Origin of the sequence: Alkalicoccobacillus murimartini (genome assembly GCF_030813245.1) — a bacterium.
GTDB classification, from domain to species: Bacteria; Bacillota; Bacilli; order Bacillales; family Bacillaceae_D; genus Alkalicoccobacillus; species Alkalicoccobacillus murimartini.
Window position 1 is genome coordinate 967408 of record NZ_JAUSUA010000001.1, and the last position, 15976, is coordinate 983383.

Sequence of the window (15976 nt, forward strand, 5' to 3'; positions counted from 1 at the left end):
GATATGCAGCCTCACTTTATCTCTGTTTCCTTATCTATTATACCGTAATGGAACTTGGCAAGCTTTCTTTTTTTTACTTGAAAGCCATACTCTGAAAAACGTGTACTTTGCCAATGATCCTTCAAGACCACTCGTCGCTTGGCGACTCGAATCGCCTCATTCACAACTTCTTGGCTTAGTCCTTGGTATCTAGCAAAGTGTTTAAGTCCTTGAATGCCAGTTGATGCATCAAGTGCCACTTCAAACATTGGATCAAAGTAGACCACGTCGTAGGATTCGTCCGGCAATTGTGCTAATAGATCCTCATGTTGACCAGAGAGGACCTTTATCGATCGCATGGCTTTGAGTAATGGTTCGTCTGCATCTTCCCATGTCGTTAACCCCGACTGAACCATATACGCAACCACTGGATTGGCTTCGATCCCACACACTGTTCCGGTTGGTCCAACGGCAAGCTTCGCGATGACAGCGTCCGCTGCGAGCCCTAATGTACAATCTAATACCTGATCCCCTGCCCGCAACCCGCATGCTTCAACAAACACATCGTAGCCGGAATTCAAGTAGGCTTTTGATCTAACCGCCGCAGCATTTGGGTGATAAAAAAAAGGAACGCTTGTACTTTGTGAATAAAGGGTTAAACGATTAGCCCCTACCACTAGTAAATCTGACTTCCATTGAGCGATCAACTCTTCTACAGATCGATCATTTCTCGCTTTATACGAATGACCTACATCTTGCGCTACTTTTTTGGCAGCTGATTCTAATTGAGCGGCTCTCTTTCGTGCGGTTGTTATAATCAAATCCGTTTCCTACTTCCTACATGACCCGCTTAAACATTTTTTCCATTTCATAGGTCGTAAAGTGAATAATAACTGGTCGGCCGTGCGGACACGTAAAGGGGTCCTCACAGGTTCGTAACGTCTGAAGCAACGACTCAATTTCATCGTCTCTCAAATGACGGTTTGCTTTTATCGCCGCTTTACAAGCCATTAAAATCGCGGCATCTTCACGCAACTTTCCGATATCAATTCGAGCGTTTGTAAGAAGCTGATCTAGCAGCTCTCGAACCGTTTCCTCTTCCAATCCATTTGGAAACCAAACGGGATGGGAGCGTACACGGAACGTTTGATGACCAAATGAGTCCAAAAAAACACCAACGGCCTCAAGCTTATCTAAGTTCGACTCAATAACAGACGCTTCATGCGCAGTAAATTCAATTGTAAAAGGTGTTAGTAATTCTTGAATATGTGGTGTCTGTTCAGCAACCTTCACACGAAAATATTCATAATTAATTCGTTCCTGGGCTGCATGCTGGTCAATTAAATATAAACCATCTTCATTTTGAGCAAGGATATAGGTTCCGTGCATCTGACCAATTGGATAAAAAGCAGGAATCCTTGGTTGATTGGTAGATTCCGTTACACTAGGCCTCTCAACATCCTCTACAAGTGGCGTAGTGTCTTTCGTCTCAAGAACCTCATCTTCTTGCTTACGTTCTTGAGTCTCAGCCGGTTTATTAAAGCTAATAGGCTCGGTTTCCCGAACGTGTAACACCGAATGGTCTTGAGCGTTAGCATGAGGTTGTTGCATAGGACTCTTTTGATGTTCTTCCTCAAAAGCTAAAGGAAGCTGTGTTGAAACATCCGCTGCTTTTGTTTGCTTTGGCTTTGACTGATGTTGTTCTGGAATAAGCTGTTCTTGTTGAAAGGCTGTTTTGATTGCAGTCGTTAACAGTGTGCCAAGCTCAGCTTCCTTGCTTAAGCGAACTTCAAGCTTAGCTGGATGAACATTCACATCCACTAACGTAGGATTCATTTCAATTTGGATCACAGCAACCGGAAAGCGGCCTATAGGCAACAACGTATGATATCCTTGCATAATCGCTCCTGCAAGCGCGTAGTTCCGTATATAACGTCCATTAATATAGACTGACATATATTGACGGGAGGAGCGGTTAATCTCTGGACGACAGACAAAGCCAGTAACCTTATAATCTAGTGACGATTCTTCAAACGTAACGAGCTTTGTCGCAACTGATCGCCCATAGATTTGAGCCATTACCTGTCTGATATCCCCGTTTCCAGATGATTTGAGGACCTGCTTGTTGTTATGAACATACTCGAATGAAACATGTGGATTTGACATGGCTAATCGATTCATGACATCACTCACATGCCCTGCTTCTGTATGAGACGTTTTTAAATACTTCAAGCGAGCAGGTGTATTATAAAAAAGCTGAGAAATGACAAGCTCAGTGCCCTTTCTTGAATGGGCGGCTAATCGTTTAATTAACCTTCCCCCCTCAAGCTGTAGCTCCACACCTTCACCAACACCTGTGCTAGTTTTTAATAATACATGCGATACAGAGGCTATACTTGGCAATGCCTCGCCTCTAAAACCTAATGTGTGAATGTTAAATAAATCACGATCGGTTTGAATTTTACTCGTCGCATGGCGTAAAAAGGCCGTTTCTACATCCTCAGGAGCCATGCCACTACCGTTATCTACGACCCGAATTGAACGTAGTCCGGCTTCCTCTAGCTCTACGAGAATCGTTGTACTTCCTGCATCAAGAGCATTCTCCACAAGTTCTTTCACAATGGAGGCTGGTCGCTCCACCACTTCTCCAGCTGCAATTTTGTTGGAAAGTGCATCATCTAGCTGCCGAATCGCTGCCATCGTCAACCCTCTCCTTTCTATCTCTTAGTTCTTCAAATTCTTCTGCCACTCATTGATTAGCTGCATCGCTTCAAAAGGGGTTAAATGCATGAGATCTGCTTGTCCAATTGCCGCAAGCACTTGCTTTTCCTTTTTAGTCGGAGCTTTTTTGGATACTTTCTCATCATCGTCTGATGCAAATAACGAGAGTTGGTGATCTGATTCTGCTATTTCAGTAGGTTGAACGGTTTCTACAGATTGATCAATTGAAGCAGCCGTTTCCCTTTCAGCACCTTCAAGCTCAGCTAAGAGCTTTTCTGCTCTCGCCGTGACAGTATGAGGTAGTCCTGCTAATTCGGCCACATAAATTCCATAACTTCGATCAGCAGGCCCATCGATTACTTTGTGCAAAAATACAACATGTCCATCTTGCTCTGCGGCTGATACATGGATGTTTTGTAATTGGGTTAAGCTGTGCTCCATCTCTGTCAATTCATGATAATGAGTCGAGAACATGGTTTTAGCTTGAATCCGGTCATGAATAAACTCCATGATGGCTTGAGCTAAGGCCATGCCATCATACGTTGATGTACCCCGTCCGATTTCATCAAGTAATAACAGACTGTTTTGCGTTGCTTTTGTTAAGGCATGTTTTGTTTCAAGCATTTCAACCATAAACGTACTTTGACCACTGGCCAAATCATCAGCCGCTCCAATCCTTGTAAAGATCTGGTCAAACACTGGCAAGTCCGCCTCGTCTGCCGGAACATAACATCCGATTTGAGCCATGACCGCACTTAACGCCAGCTGTCTCATATATGTACTTTTCCCGCCCATGTTTGGACCAGTCAAAAGCAACATGCCACGATCTTCACCCATCGACACATCATTTGGAACATATTGTCCACGTGGGATCACCGTTTCAACAACCGGGTGACGATTGTTTACTAGCGTAATCTTACGGTCCTCAGAGAATGTAGGTTTTACATACCTACGTTGCTCACTAACAGTGGCAAAGCTTGCATATACATCAAGCTCACTCATGTGACGCGCCAAGCGCTGTAGATCAGGTACAAAGGTTTTGACTTGGTCACGAATTTCCACAAACAAATTATATTCAAGCTTTTCCGTTTGGTCATTTGCTTCAAGAATGAGCGCTTCCTTCTCCTTTAATTCCGGAGTAACAAATCGTTCTGCATTCGTGAGCGTTTGTTTTCTTTCGTATCGTCCTTCTGGAATAGAAGCCGCGTTTGCACGTGTGATCTCAATATAATAACCAAACACACGATTATAGCCTACTTTCAAGGTACGAATGCCAGTTACTTGACGCTCTTTCGCTTCAAGCTCAGCTATCCATTGTTTACCGTTTGCACTGGCATCACGGTAGGTATCCAAATCATCATGATAACCTGATTGAATGATGCCACCCTCCTTTAAAGAGATCGGTGCGTCTTCAATTAAACTCTTATCTAATAAATCAGCGATTTGTTGATATGTATCAGAATCGTTGAACCAGTCCTTAGCAAAATCAGCCTTCATGTTAACGAGTAGCTGCTTAATAGCTGGCAATCGTTGCAATGACCGTTTTAATTGGACAAGCTCCCTAGGTGATACACTTCCATACGCCACACGGGCAGCAAGGCGCTCAAGGTCATACACAGCCTTTAACTCATCTCGAAGCTCTTCCCGCTCAAAAAAGTGAGTCAAAAATGTCTCAACCGCACTCTGACGATCTACAATCTGATCCTTAGAAACAAGCGGGCGTTCAATCCATTGTCTTAGCATTCTGCCGCCCATTGCTGTTACCGTTTGATCCACAATCGATAGAAGCGATCCTTGCTTGCGCTTTTCTCTTAATGTTTCGGTTAATTCCAGATTACGCTTTGTATGCTGATCCATCTTTAAATAAGAGGAGGATGCATAATAGGTAGCCGGTTGCAGATGGGCTAGTGATCGTTTTTGTGTACGAACAAGGTAACGAAGCAAGCGAGCATAGGTTGCCTCGAGCTTTGACTGCTTCAAGTCTTTATACACCCAAGCATATTCTTGTTGATCGTCTAGTTCATCTTCAAACGAGATCGTTAGCTGTCTTTCTTTTTTTAGACGGTCCAGCAAAGAAGTATCACTTGTACTCGCTACTATGACTTCTTTAGACTTGGAGGCGAGCACTTCCTGGACTGCATCTTCCTGCTCATCTCCTGTAACCGTTACCCGACCTTCACCTGTCGACAAGTCCGCAAATGCTACGCCATAGGTTCCATCCTCACACAGATGAATGGTCGACAAATAGTTATTTTCTTTCTCCTGAATAAAACGATCACTCATCATCGTTCCTGGTGTTAAAAGCTTCACCACTTCTCGCTTTACAACACCTTTGGCTGTTTCAGGATCTTCCACTTGTTCACAAATTGCTACCTTATAGCCCTTTTCAATTAATCGGGTCATATAATTCTCAGCCGCATGGTGCGGGACACCACACATTGGGATGCGCGTTTCACTTTGTCCTCGCGCCGTGAGGGTAATCTCTAACTCTCTAGATGCTTTGATCGCATCTTCATTAAATAATTCATAAAAGTCACCTAATCGAAAGAATAAGAACGCATCCTCATACTGTGCTTTTATCTCTAAATATTGCTTCATCATTGGGGTTACTTGTGCCATACCTGCCTCCAACCGTACATTCATTCATTAAGCTATTATATCATATTGGCTACTTTGCCTGCACTTCAAACAGAAGTCAAACTCCTAGAATTTATAGGGAATGAACAAAAAAAGAGCGGTGTGTACACCACTCTTCGTTTGTTACTTATCTAATTCTTCGTGCATAAAATGTGGGTCTAAGTTCTCTAATTCTTCATCCGTCACTTGATCCACATAGTCAGCAATTGGATACTCTTCAACAATTCCCTGTGGATTCACAGCAACAGCTACTTTGGTTTCGCCAATACATTCAACAATAAATTCTCTTTCCACTTGCACGTCCACGGTTGTTCCATTTTCAGAAACGACCGCTTCAAGTGTATTTGGCTGCTGAACTGCCCGTGCAACGACATCCAAATCCTCTGTTAACACATTCTCATCCTTCATGGACAATGGCACAATGTCGGTGTACGTGACTGTCTGAGTAGCTACGTCTGTTTTCGTATTATTGGTATACGAGAACCAAACATTAATGTCATAGGTACCTTGCACTTCTACGGTATCTCCCCGTTTTTCTGCATCGTAGCTATGATTGATGATCCAGCATCCTAGAATACTGGTCGGCCTATGTGCAGGCGTAATATGGTGTGTTGCCTCTGAGAATTTACGTCCTTTTCCACAAACGGCCTTTGTAATAATCTCTCGGTAACTAATCTCATTTTCAGACATTTGTTGACCCTCCTATTCTCATACTTGCTGGCTGGATGATTTGTCGGCTATTGCCTACCGTTCCGCCTAATCACCCCCATCCTATGCAGGGAGTCAAACGAATGTGAACCAAAATGATAGGTAGAGCAAACCGTTTCTATACAAGATATGAGCGGACAAAACAGAATAGTACATGAATCTCTGAACAAAAAAAGAGAGCCACACACCTCTATAGGCATATGACTCCTCGTTTTTTATTAAAATGGGCTTTTTACCGTACGTCCCTTTAACAAATCACCGTCTGTAGAAATAATAATTTCATCCGTCACGGTTTTTGAGATCGTATTCGAAATCATTTGAAGCAAATAATTCACTTCTACTTGACTGTGTTTAAATTCCTGAACTAAAGGAATTTGGTCAATCTCTTCATGTAGTGCATCAATTCGTGCATCCACTGCTCTTAAAGCTTCGGTTTTTCCGTAGTGCTTTAAGTTTACCGCTTCTTTTTGCTCTTTTTTTATTTGAGCAATCAGTTCCTGAATACGAAGATGATCATTCACCTGTTTTTCAGCACGCTTATAAAAATCTACTTCTTCTGTCTCCGCAACCATTTTAGCCAATTCCTGTGCTTTTTGGCGAACATCTTCTTTCGAATAAAGTTTTTTCATGCGCTTAGACCTCCACCATTTCTGTTATTTCTCCATTTAAGGACCAGGTTTTTGCTTCAGTAATTTTCACGTGAACAATCGTACCAATCATTGATTCAGGTGCTCGGAAGTTTACCGTACGATTCGTACGCGTACGTCCTGCAAGAACATTCGGGTCTTTTTTACTTTGACCTTGGACAAGTACTTCAACCACTTGATCTTGATACGCAAGATTTTTCTTTGCAGATAGCTCATTTACTAACAAATTCAGTCTAGCTAATCGTTCCTTTTTCACGTCCATCGGCACATTATCTTCCATCTTAGCTGCTGGTGTTCCTTCACGAGGTGAATAAATATACGTATACGCACTATCAAACTCGACTTCTCTCATAAGTGAAAGGGTTTCTTCGAATTGCTCGTCCGTTTCATTAGGGAAACCGACAATAATATCCGTAGTGAATGAAGCATTTGGTATCGCTTGTTTGATCTTCCCTGCGAGTTCCAAATAACTTTCACGTGTATACTTACGTGCCATGAGCTTTAAGATTTGGGAGCTGCCATGCTGAACAGGTAAATGAATATGTTCAACAAGATTACCACCTTGAGCAAGTACCTCGATTAAGCGATCATCAAAATCACGTGGATGACTCGTTGTAAAACGAACACGAGGAATATCAATTTTGTGAATTGCGTCCATTAAATCGCCTAACCCATACCCATTCTTTAAGTCTTTTCCGTATGCGTTAACGTTCTGTCCTAGCAATGTAACTTCCTTATACCCAAGTCTTGCAAGCTCTCGAACTTCAGCAATGATATCCTCTGGAAGTCGGCTCCGTTCTTTACCACGAGTATAAGGCACAATACAGTAGGTACAGAACTTGTCACAGCCATACATAATGTTAACCCAGGCTTGTGTTTTGCCTTCGCGTTTACGAGGCATGTTCTCGACAATATCGCCTTCTTTTGACCACACTTCAACAACCATTTCTTTACCAAAAACAGCATCACGAAGCAAATGAGGCAAACGATGAATATTGTGCGTTCCAAAAACAAGATCAATGTGTTGATGCTTTTGGAGGATACGATTGACCACGCTTTCTTCTTGTGACATACAGCCACACACACCAATAATTAATTCTGGTTTTTCAAGTTTCAAAGGTTTAAGATGTCCTATTTCACCGAACACTTTATTTTCAGCGTTTTCACGAATCGCACAAGTATTTAGTAAGATGACATCTGCTTCTTCAGTTACGTCTGTTGACTCAAATCCCATTTCGGTTAACAGACCCGCTATATTTTCTGAGTCATGTGTATTCATTTGGCAGCCATACGTTCGAATTAAGAACTTTTTCCCTGCACCTAAATGACTTAGTTCAGGGGGAATGACGTGCTCGGGACGAATAACTTGTGTCGTCTCTTTCCCTCGGCGTTTTCCTTGTTTGTAATCAGGTTGCTCATGAATCGTAATATCTCGTCCATTAATTCGCATAACCTTTTTGTCTTCATCTTCAGAGATGATTTTAGCCTTAGAAAAGTCAAAATACTGACTGTAATCCTTTTTAGGCGGGCTTTGCTTTTGCTTTTTATTTATATGAGTGTTACCTGTTTGTCCTAATCGTTGTTCCTCGTTCATATTGAGTCAAACTCCTTCCAAAAACATACCGTTCTACTAATCGTATATTATACGTGCCAAACGCTATAAACACAATGCAAAGCAAACAGAGAAACAAAGAAAAAAAGCGTTTATCTGTTGAAATAATCAATAGATAAACGCTTTTTTTGCTTACAGAGAATTAACGAGGTTCAATAATCAGTTTAATGGCCGTACGCTCTTCCCCATCAATCTCAATATCAGTAAAAGCAGGAATGCAGATAAGGTCTATTCCACTCGGTGCCACAAAACCTCTAGCAATGGCGACCGCTTTGACTGACTGATTGAGCGCTCCCGCTCCAATCGCCTGTATCTCTGCTGAACCGCGTTCTCGAATGACTCCAGCTAGAGCGCCAGCTACAGAGTTTGGTGTAGATTTTGCTGAAACTTTTAAGACATCCATTTCCGAACCTCCTCTGAGTATGAGTCATTAGGTTTGCTTGCCGTAGATCAACAGGTGGTTAAAAGTAGGATCATTCCTCTATCGTGGAGAGAAACGTACTTCATACTTATTAAAAGAAAGCGTAAATATTCCTACTTACATCTCTAAGTATGGGCGATCATCATTAATAAGCACACGTTTGATAGATGTTGCCTGTCCTGTTTTGGAATTCACATCTACAACCACACCACTCAACTGTTCCCTGCCTGATGCTACTTCAAACCTTGCAGGAAGATTTGTCAGAAATTTATGGAGAACTGGTTCTCGCTCAACACCTAATATTCCATCGTAAGGACCCGTCATGCCAACATCCGTGATATAGGCTGTTCCTTTTGGCAAAATTCGTTCATCTGCAGTTTGAACATGAGTATGAGTTCCCACAACAGCTGTTACTCGTCCATCTAAATACCAGCCCATCGCAATCTTTTCGCTCGTCGCTTCCGCATGAAAGTCAACAAAGATATAAGGAGTGCGTTTTTCTGCTTCTGCAATTAACTCGTCTGCTTTTCTAAAAGGGCAGTCGTTTGCAGGAAGAAATGTACGTCCCATTAAATTAATGACCGCAATTTCAATTTGATTAATTTGAACAAAAACCATACCAGTCCCTGGTGTTCCCTCAGGATAATTGGCAGGACGCACAAGCCATTTTGCCGAATCAATAAATTCAAATACATCACGGTTCGCCCATGCATGATTTCCTAATGTAACTGCCTGAGCACCGGCATCTAAGAATCCTTTATAAATCTTTTCTGTAATCCCTTTACCTGACGCGGCATTTTCCCCATTAATCACTGTTAATGTGGGTTTATGTTGTTTCTTTAACCGCTTCAAATATTCTTGAATCATATGACGTCCTGGGGAGCCTACAACATCTCCAATAAATAAAATTTTCATGATAACCTCTTTCTTTGATCATAGAAACAAAATAAAGCGGCATTAGCCGCTTTACTTCGCATACTCAACTGCCCTTGTTTCTCGGATAACCGTTACCCGAATGTGTCCTGGATAGTCAAGTTCATCTTCAATTCGTTTTGTAATATCTCTTGCCAGTTTATGTGCAAGAATGTCGTCTACCAGATCAGGGCGAACCATAATCCGTACCTCTCGTCCTGCTTGAATCGCGTAGGTTTTTTCTACACCTTCAAATGACTCAGAGATCTCTTCAAGCTTCTCTAAACGACGAATATACGTCTCAAGTGTTTCGCGTCTTGCGCCTGGGCGAGCTGCTGATAAAGCATCTGCTGCAGCAACAAGGGTTGAAATCACCGATGTAGACTCCGTATCTCCGTGGTGAGAAGCAATGGCATTAATGACAACAGGATGCTCCTTATACTTCGTAGCGAGCTCCACTCCAATTTCAACATGGCTTCCTTCCACTTCATGGTCAATCGCTTTCCCAATGTCGTGAAGAAGACCAGCACGTTTTGCAAGCTTCACGTCTTCACCCAGCTCAGCTGCCATCAATCCACTTAAGTGCGCAACCTCAACGGAATGCTTAAGGACATTTTGTCCATAACTTGTGCGGAATTTCAAGCGTCCAAGGATCTTAATTAAATCTGGATGTAAACCATGAATACCCATTTCAAATGAAGTCTGCTCACCATATTCACGAATCGCTTCATCCACCTCACGTCGAGACTTATCAACCATCTCCTCGATACGTGCTGGGTGAATTCGTCCATCTTGAACTAACTTCTCAAGAGCAGTACGGGCAATTTCGCGACGGATTGGATCAAATCCAGAGAGAATAACAGCTTCAGGTGTATCATCAATAATGAGATCAATACCTGTTAATGTCTCAAGCGCTCTGATATTACGACCTTCACGACCAATAATCCGCCCTTTCATTTCGTCATTTGGAAGGTTTACAACAGAAACTGTTGTCTCAGCTACATGATCAGCAGAACAACGTTGAACCGCTAACGAAAGCAATTCTCTTGCCTTTTTGTCTGCCTCTTCTTTTGCTTGGGACAATCGTTCTTTAATCAGAACAGCTGTTTCATGTGCAATCTCCTGCTCAACCTCTGATCGAACAGATAGTTTCGCTTCCTCACGACTCATACCAGATATACGCTCAAGCTCAAGCTGTTGCTTTTTAATGAGCTCATCCACTCTACTGTTCATCTCTTCAATTTGTCGTTGTTTTTTGGTGAGAGATTCCTCCCTTTTCTCCAAAGAATCTTCTTTTTTATCGAAGGTTTCGCTTTTTCGGTCTAGAATCTCTTCTTTTTGTACCAAACGATGCTCTTGTTTTTGAATCTCATTCCTACGTTCACGAACCTCACGTTCCGCTTCTGTTCGAAGAGTATGAACTTCATCCTTTGCTTCAAGAATGACCTCTTTCCTATTCGCTTCAGCATCACGTTTTGCATCTTCTACAAGTTGATTCGCAGCATGCTCGGCGCTCACGATCTTCGCTTCTGCAATGGATTTTCGAACAAGATATCCAACAACTGCACCTAATGCAGAGACAACAAGTATAATGAGGATGAGAATATACAGTGGTATATTCATTTTTTCACCTCCTCTTGCTATCTAATTGTTGGTTCAATAACTCAGTTTTGCATAGATCTCTTTAATAGTAATCTTAAGTTCCATACATGAAAGCGGGAATAAAAAGGTAAAAATAAAAGCCGCTCCATGTCTTAATTGTAAAGTGCACTACCCTTGATGTCAAGCTGTGGAAATAGGCGTAACTTCACTAATACCATCGCGAATAGACACGTCAAATGCTCGGTCTGCAGACTCCGTTAAATGGTGGTTATGCGTTACCATTATAATTTGTCTACCAAACATCGTACTTAGAGATTTCAGAAACTCATATAAGTAATACACATATTCATTTGAAACATGTTTTCCAGGTTCATCAAGAATCAGGGGTCCACTCACTTTAGGTTGAACGGTTTCCATTAATGCAACACGTAAAGCTAACGTAACGATATCAACGACTCCGCCCCCACGAGAATCTTGAGGTTTGGTTTTCACCTGAATCCCTTCATATTCTGTCGTAACGTAAAACTCTGCTACTGTACGATTCCCATGCTCCTCTAGCTCAATCTGGAAAAAGAACAATGGACCGAATACATATTGAAGAGCATTTGTAACAAGTGTCTCCATTTGTTGCCTGGCTTGCTCTCGCGCATATTCTGCAGATTGCTGTAGTAACACTCGTGCTTTTTCATATACATCAATCGTATCCAGGTACTCATTTAATTTGGCTTCCGCTTGTTCTAATTGATCGGTTAACACTTGCCTACGTGCATCAAGCCTTGTCCACGTATCATGTGCTTGTTTTAAGGATTGTTGAAGCTCAGCGATTTTCTCACGACTCATGACGGATCAACTCTTTTGGAATTAATGTCCACGTCTTCTCCATAGCTTGCTGAATCTCCGTCTCTAGCCTACTAATCTCCTGATCTAAGCCTTCTGGCTCGACACCCAGCTCTTCCAATTCCTTAAGGATTCGTTCTTTCTGATTCTCAAGCTCTTCAAGCTTTGCCTCAGCACGGTATCTAACATCTCTCGCTTGATCAATGGCTTGCTTCATTTTTTTTAAATCCTGTTCGATTTGATTCATAGTCTAGCTCCCCTTTATATCAAAATTAATGTGAATGGCTATGTTGAATCACTTGTCCACAAGTTGGGCAAATCCCGTCTTTTTTTAGTAATTCCTCATATCGAGACTGAAGAGTGTTCATTTCTTGTTTTTTGTTCTCGACAAATTGGTTGCCTTCTATGATTCGTTTCTTAATATCCGTATACTCTTTTTGCTTTGAATACATCTGCTGATAGGTTTGAAGATTTGTCTGAATGTGATCTATGGTAGGGCTGAGTTTTTCTACTTCGATCGTTTTTTGCGCACGGGTACGCTGTTCTACTAACTGCTTTTGTAACTGTTGATATTGATCAGATAGGAGGGATAGCCGTTGGCGCTTTTGTTCCAACTGTTTCATGTCTTCCTGCCAATTTGTATCAATCTCTTGTACAAATGTCGTTTGTTCCATCACGTTCTCTGCTTTTGCTTTCACCTGAAGCAGCTTCATGAACTGTTTATTAAGATAGGCAAGCTTACTACGCCTTGTCTCTAATTCCTCACTCTTACGACGTGTGAGTTCTGCTTGTTCAATTTCTTTTGTTGATTCCAGCTGTTGTTTAACTCGCTCGGTTTGTTGCTCATAACTTTGATATTGATCCCTTAGTTTAGTAAAAGCAGTAAGACGCATGGTCGTCGTTTGTATGGTTTGAAACAGCTGATCGATTTTAGGGAGTTCTGCTACAGCTTGCAGTTGACGTTTGACTTCATGAATGGACTCTGTATTTGTTTGTAACGTCTTTTGTTTATCTTGAAGAGTCTCTAACGCAGTCTGTTTCGTTGTTATCTCTTCTAGTTCACTATAGGCTTGTTGAAGCTTTTGGCCTGTTGTAACGATATCCTTATAGGGCTCCAGTTCTTGTTGGAGGTTCTCCGTCTGTTCTTCACTCCAACGTTTGCTTTGATTTAAGGAGCTTAAGTCTCTTGATGTATCGCGAATCGCAGCATCTAAAAAGTGAGCTCCACTAATACGACCTATCGTTTTGGCTCTCATAGATCCTGGTTGTTCGAGTAAAAACGGACCATCAAGCTGTTGTGCCAGATGAATCGTCAATTCGTGGTCTCGATCAATCTTAAGAGCTCGCATACCATGAAGCTGCAAAACCTCTTCGGGAACGTGCTGACCAAAACTTTCAAATACCTGTTGCGGCTCTCCAGCTTTTTCAATCATATAACGGTTTTTAGAAGAGGTACGTTCACGAATCACTTTATTCCCGTTATCAAACTGTACCGTCACTCTTACAAAATCACTGCCAGCACGAATAAAGTCTGTACCTCTTGGTTGGTTAAACAATGCCCATCGAATGCCACGGATAACAGCCGTTTTCCCACTGTCAGATTGACCAATTAATACATTAAGTCCATCTGTAAATGAAAATCTAGAATCGAGATGCGACTGAAAATTTTCAAGTCGTACATCGGTGATTTTACTCATCCATGTCACCTCCCCAGCTCTCTTCCACCTGAGTCATGCGACGAAGAGCCTCCTGTTTGACCCGCTCCTCTACGCTTGATAGGGATGCAAGCTCACGAATAATATCATTCATATGTAGATTTTTAAAATCACTTTGCTCCTTCACCTGCTGAACAAAAGCATTTAATTTTTCTTCTTGATTTAATGCCTTTTCCACATATGAACGATCAAGTACTTCTTCGCCTTTTTTTGCCGTGGTTAATACTCGTTCTTTTAGTGTAATCCCTTCTTTTGTTACTTCTCCAATCACTACCTTAGGCATTCGATTAAGTTCCATCCAATGGTTGTTTATCCGAGAAATAGCTCCTGGGTTACAGATGAATTTCCCGTCTCGTTCTTTTATCCCAAAACCTCCATGGAAGTGACCAGTCAAAATCACGTCAGCTGGTGTTGTCCAAATATGATCCACTAACGTGTGAGGAATGCCTTCTGGTAGTGCCTTTTCTACTAACATACTATGAACAAGGTGAATCATAAAATCAGCATTGTGTTGATTAAGAGGATAATAATCTAGCTTTACATCCCGTTGATCTAGATCATAGTGATAAGGTTGTCCAGATATCTGAACCTTCACTCCATCCTTCTCAATAACCAATGGTTCATTTGGATGAATGATTGTCATAATCCCAAACGAATCTAGCAAACCTAACATCGTTCGAGAAATCGTCTCTGGATTATGACCAAACGTATCATGATTGCCCGAAATCGCATAAATCGGGATATTTACTGCTCGAAATAACTTCGCAAACTGACCAACTACATTTGGAGACAAATCCGGACGATCAAACACATCTCCACCATGTAGCATCAAATCTACTTGTTCTTTCTCAGCAATGGACATTACTTCTGTCAACTTTTCTTTGATTGTTTCCGAGAAGCTGTCTAGTCTGTTTTTTGGGGTTGTTCCCCTGATATGTGTATCCGTAAAATATAGAAATTTCATCTATTTTTTCACCTCAAACTGAAAAGAATAAGCACCAATACGGTGCTTATTCAGCTAGCTATTTTATTTTAGATCCAATGGAACATCTTCAAAGTCTTCTTCTTTTGGAGCAGGTACATTCACTTGGCCATCTAAGCCGTGATGAGCCCGAATAAGCCCTTCAATCTCATCCATCATTTCTGTGTTTTCTTTCAAGAAAATCTTAGAATTTTCTCGTCCTTGTCCAATTCGTTCTTCCTTAAAGGAATACCATGCTCCACTTTTTAAGATGATATCTAACTCAGCAGCGATATCAAGAACAGAACCTTGCTTCGAGATTCCTTCTCCATACATGATATCAACTTCTGCCTGTTTAAATGGAGGAGCTACTTTATTTTTTACAACCTTAATTCGTGTCTTGTTCCCGACCATCTCATTGCCTTGCTTAAGTGTCTCTGCACGACGTACTTCTAGTCTAACAGATGAATAAAACTTCAGTGCACGACCACCTGGTGTTGTTTCCGGGTTACCGAACATCACACCGATTTTCTCACGGATTTGGTTAATAAATAGGGCAATCGTTTTGGACTTGCTGATCGCACCTGAAAGTTTACGAAGAGCCTGAGACATCAAGCGAGCTTGCAAACCTACGTGACTATCTCCCATATCCCCTTCAATTTCTGCCTTTGGAACAAGGGCAGCCACACTATCAATGACAACGATATCCACAGCTCCACTACGAACAAGTGCCTCAGCAATCTCTAAAGCCTGTTCTCCTGTGTCTGGTTGTGAAAGAAGTAATTCTTCTACATTAACACCAAGCTTTTGCGCATAGACAGGATCAAGAGCATGCTCAGCATCAATAAATGCAGCCGTCCCACCATTAGCTTGAACTTCAGCAATCGCGTGAAGAGATACGGTGGTTTTACCAGACGATTCAGGTCCGTATACCTCGATAATACGTCCACGTGGGTACCCACCCACTCCTAATGCAATATCCAAAGCAAGTGATCCACTTGAGATTGTGGCGATTCGCTGATCGGTCTGATCTCCTAATTTCATAATAGAACCTTTACCAAATTGTTTTTCTATTTGGCGCAGAGCCATATCTAATGCTGCTTTACGGTCACTCATAGCAATCTCTCCTCTATATAAGCTCAAATTATTATTGTTTGTTCATTCATCACTTACGTTCTTCTTTCAATCTACTGTTCTATCATAACTCGTTTTTTGAGATTTGCC

At 41.7% G+C, this 15976-nt stretch carries 14 protein-coding genes; all 14 read right to left on the reverse strand.

Annotated features, from left to right (window positions below; translation table 11 throughout):
* Positions 1 to 11: 11 nt before the first annotated feature.
* Positions 12 to 800 (reverse strand): class I SAM-dependent methyltransferase, encoded by a 789-nt coding sequence (locus J2S05_RS05200; RefSeq protein ID WP_306980520.1) that lies wholly within the window; start codon positions 798 to 800, stop codon positions 12 to 14.
* 16 nt (positions 801 to 816) lie between these two features.
* A complete protein-coding gene (mutL, locus tag J2S05_RS05205; RefSeq protein ID WP_306980522.1) occupies positions 817 to 2679 on the reverse strand; it encodes a DNA mismatch repair endonuclease MutL in 1863 nt (620 codons plus the stop codon).
* 24 nt (positions 2680 to 2703) lie between these two features.
* A complete protein-coding gene (gene mutS / locus J2S05_RS05210; protein WP_306980523.1) occupies positions 2704 to 5319 on the reverse strand; it encodes a DNA mismatch repair protein MutS in 2616 nt (871 codons plus the stop codon).
* Positions 5320 to 5460: 141 nt separating this feature from the next.
* Positions 5461 to 6027 carry an outer spore coat protein CotE gene (locus J2S05_RS05215; protein WP_306980524.1) on the reverse strand — a complete coding sequence of 189 codons (567 nt, stop codon included), beginning with the start codon at positions 6025 to 6027 and terminating at the stop codon, positions 5461 to 5463.
* 236 nt (positions 6028 to 6263) lie between these two features.
* On the reverse strand, positions 6264 to 6674 hold the full coding sequence (locus J2S05_RS05220; protein WP_306980526.1) for a YlbF/YmcA family competence regulator: 411 nt from the start codon (positions 6672 to 6674) through the stop codon (positions 6264 to 6266).
* A 4-nt stretch (positions 6675 to 6678) separates the two neighbouring features.
* Positions 6679 to 8286: a tRNA (N6-isopentenyl adenosine(37)-C2)-methylthiotransferase MiaB gene (miaB, locus tag J2S05_RS05225; protein WP_306980529.1), complete on the reverse strand. Its 1608-nt coding sequence runs from the start codon at positions 8284 to 8286 to the stop codon at positions 6679 to 6681.
* Between the two features lie 160 nt (positions 8287 to 8446).
* The gene (locus J2S05_RS05230; RefSeq protein ID WP_306980532.1) at positions 8447 to 8707 is read right to left on the reverse strand and encodes a stage V sporulation protein S; all 261 of its coding nucleotides are present in this window, start codon (positions 8705 to 8707) and stop codon (positions 8447 to 8449) included.
* A gap of 135 nt (positions 8708 to 8842) precedes the next feature.
* Entirely contained in the window at positions 8843 to 9640 is a 798-nt protein-coding gene (locus J2S05_RS05235) for a TIGR00282 family metallophosphoesterase (protein ID WP_306980534.1), read from the reverse strand.
* A gap of 51 nt (positions 9641 to 9691) precedes the next feature.
* Positions 9692 to 11260 (reverse strand): ribonuclease Y, encoded by a 1569-nt coding sequence (rny, locus tag J2S05_RS05240; RefSeq protein WP_306980536.1) that lies wholly within the window; start codon positions 11258 to 11260, stop codon positions 9692 to 9694.
* A 159-nt stretch (positions 11261 to 11419) separates the two neighbouring features.
* Complete coding sequence (locus tag J2S05_RS05245) at positions 11420 to 12079, reverse strand: AAA family ATPase (RefSeq protein ID WP_306980538.1); 660 nt, start codon at positions 12077 to 12079, stop codon at positions 11420 to 11422.
* Complete coding sequence (locus J2S05_RS05250) at positions 12069 to 12323, reverse strand: hypothetical protein (RefSeq protein ID WP_306980539.1); 255 nt, start codon at positions 12321 to 12323, stop codon at positions 12069 to 12071. The genes J2S05_RS05245 and J2S05_RS05250 overlap by 11 nt, the downstream gene beginning before the upstream one ends.
* Before the next feature lie 25 nt (positions 12324 to 12348).
* Complete coding sequence (locus J2S05_RS05255) at positions 12349 to 13773, reverse strand: AAA family ATPase (protein ID WP_306980541.1); 1425 nt, start codon at positions 13771 to 13773, stop codon at positions 12349 to 12351.
* On the reverse strand, positions 13766 to 14755 hold the full coding sequence (locus tag J2S05_RS05260; protein WP_306980543.1) for a metallophosphoesterase family protein: 990 nt from the start codon (positions 14753 to 14755) through the stop codon (positions 13766 to 13768). Before J2S05_RS05260 ends, J2S05_RS05255 begins: the two co-directional genes overlap by 8 nt.
* A 63-nt stretch (positions 14756 to 14818) precedes the next feature.
* A complete protein-coding gene (gene recA, locus J2S05_RS05265; protein WP_306980546.1) occupies positions 14819 to 15868 on the reverse strand; it encodes a recombinase RecA in 1050 nt (349 codons plus the stop codon).
* Positions 15869 to 15976: the final 108 nt, after the last annotated feature.

Excerpts from the sequence above, each read along its gene's own strand:
- J2S05_RS05220 (WP_306980526.1), bottom strand. The coding sequence starts at position 6,674 with ATGAAAAAACTTTATTCGAAAGAAGATGTTCGCCAAAAAGCACAGGAA.
- recA (WP_306980546.1), bottom strand. The coding sequence starts at position 15,868 with ATGAGTGACCGTAAAGCAGCATTAGATATGGCTCTGCGCCAAATAGAA.
- mutS (WP_306980523.1), bottom strand. The coding sequence starts at position 5,319 with ATGGCACAAGTAACCCCAATGATGAAGCAATATTTAGAGATAAAAGCA.
- mutL (WP_306980522.1), bottom strand. The coding sequence starts at position 2,679 with ATGGCAGCGATTCGGCAGCTAGATGATGCACTTTCCAACAAAATTGCA.
- rny (WP_306980536.1), bottom strand. The coding sequence starts at position 11,260 with ATGAATATACCACTGTATATTCTCATCCTCATTATACTTGTTGTCTCT.
- J2S05_RS05255 (WP_306980541.1), bottom strand. The coding sequence starts at position 13,773 with ATGAGTAAAATCACCGATGTACGACTTGAAAATTTTCAGTCGCATCTC.
- J2S05_RS05235 (WP_306980534.1), bottom strand. The coding sequence starts at position 9,640 with ATGAAAATTTTATTTATTGGAGATGTTGTAGGCTCCCCAGGACGTCAT.
- J2S05_RS05260 (WP_306980543.1), bottom strand. The coding sequence starts at position 14,755 with ATGAAATTTCTATATTTTACGGATACACATATCAGGGGAACAACCCCA.
- J2S05_RS05215 (WP_306980524.1), bottom strand. The coding sequence starts at position 6,027 with ATGTCTGAAAATGAGATTAGTTACCGAGAGATTATTACAAAGGCCGTT.
- J2S05_RS05230 (WP_306980532.1), bottom strand. The coding sequence starts at position 8,707 with ATGGATGTCTTAAAAGTTTCAGCAAAATCTACACCAAACTCTGTAGCT.
- J2S05_RS05245 (WP_306980538.1), bottom strand. The coding sequence starts at position 12,079 with ATGAGTCGTGAGAAAATCGCTGAGCTTCAACAATCCTTAAAACAAGCA.
- miaB (WP_306980529.1), bottom strand. The coding sequence starts at position 8,286 with ATGAACGAGGAACAACGATTAGGACAAACAGGTAACACTCATATAAAT.
- J2S05_RS05250 (WP_306980539.1), bottom strand. The coding sequence starts at position 12,323 with ATGAATCAAATCGAACAGGATTTAAAAAAAATGAAGCAAGCCATTGAT.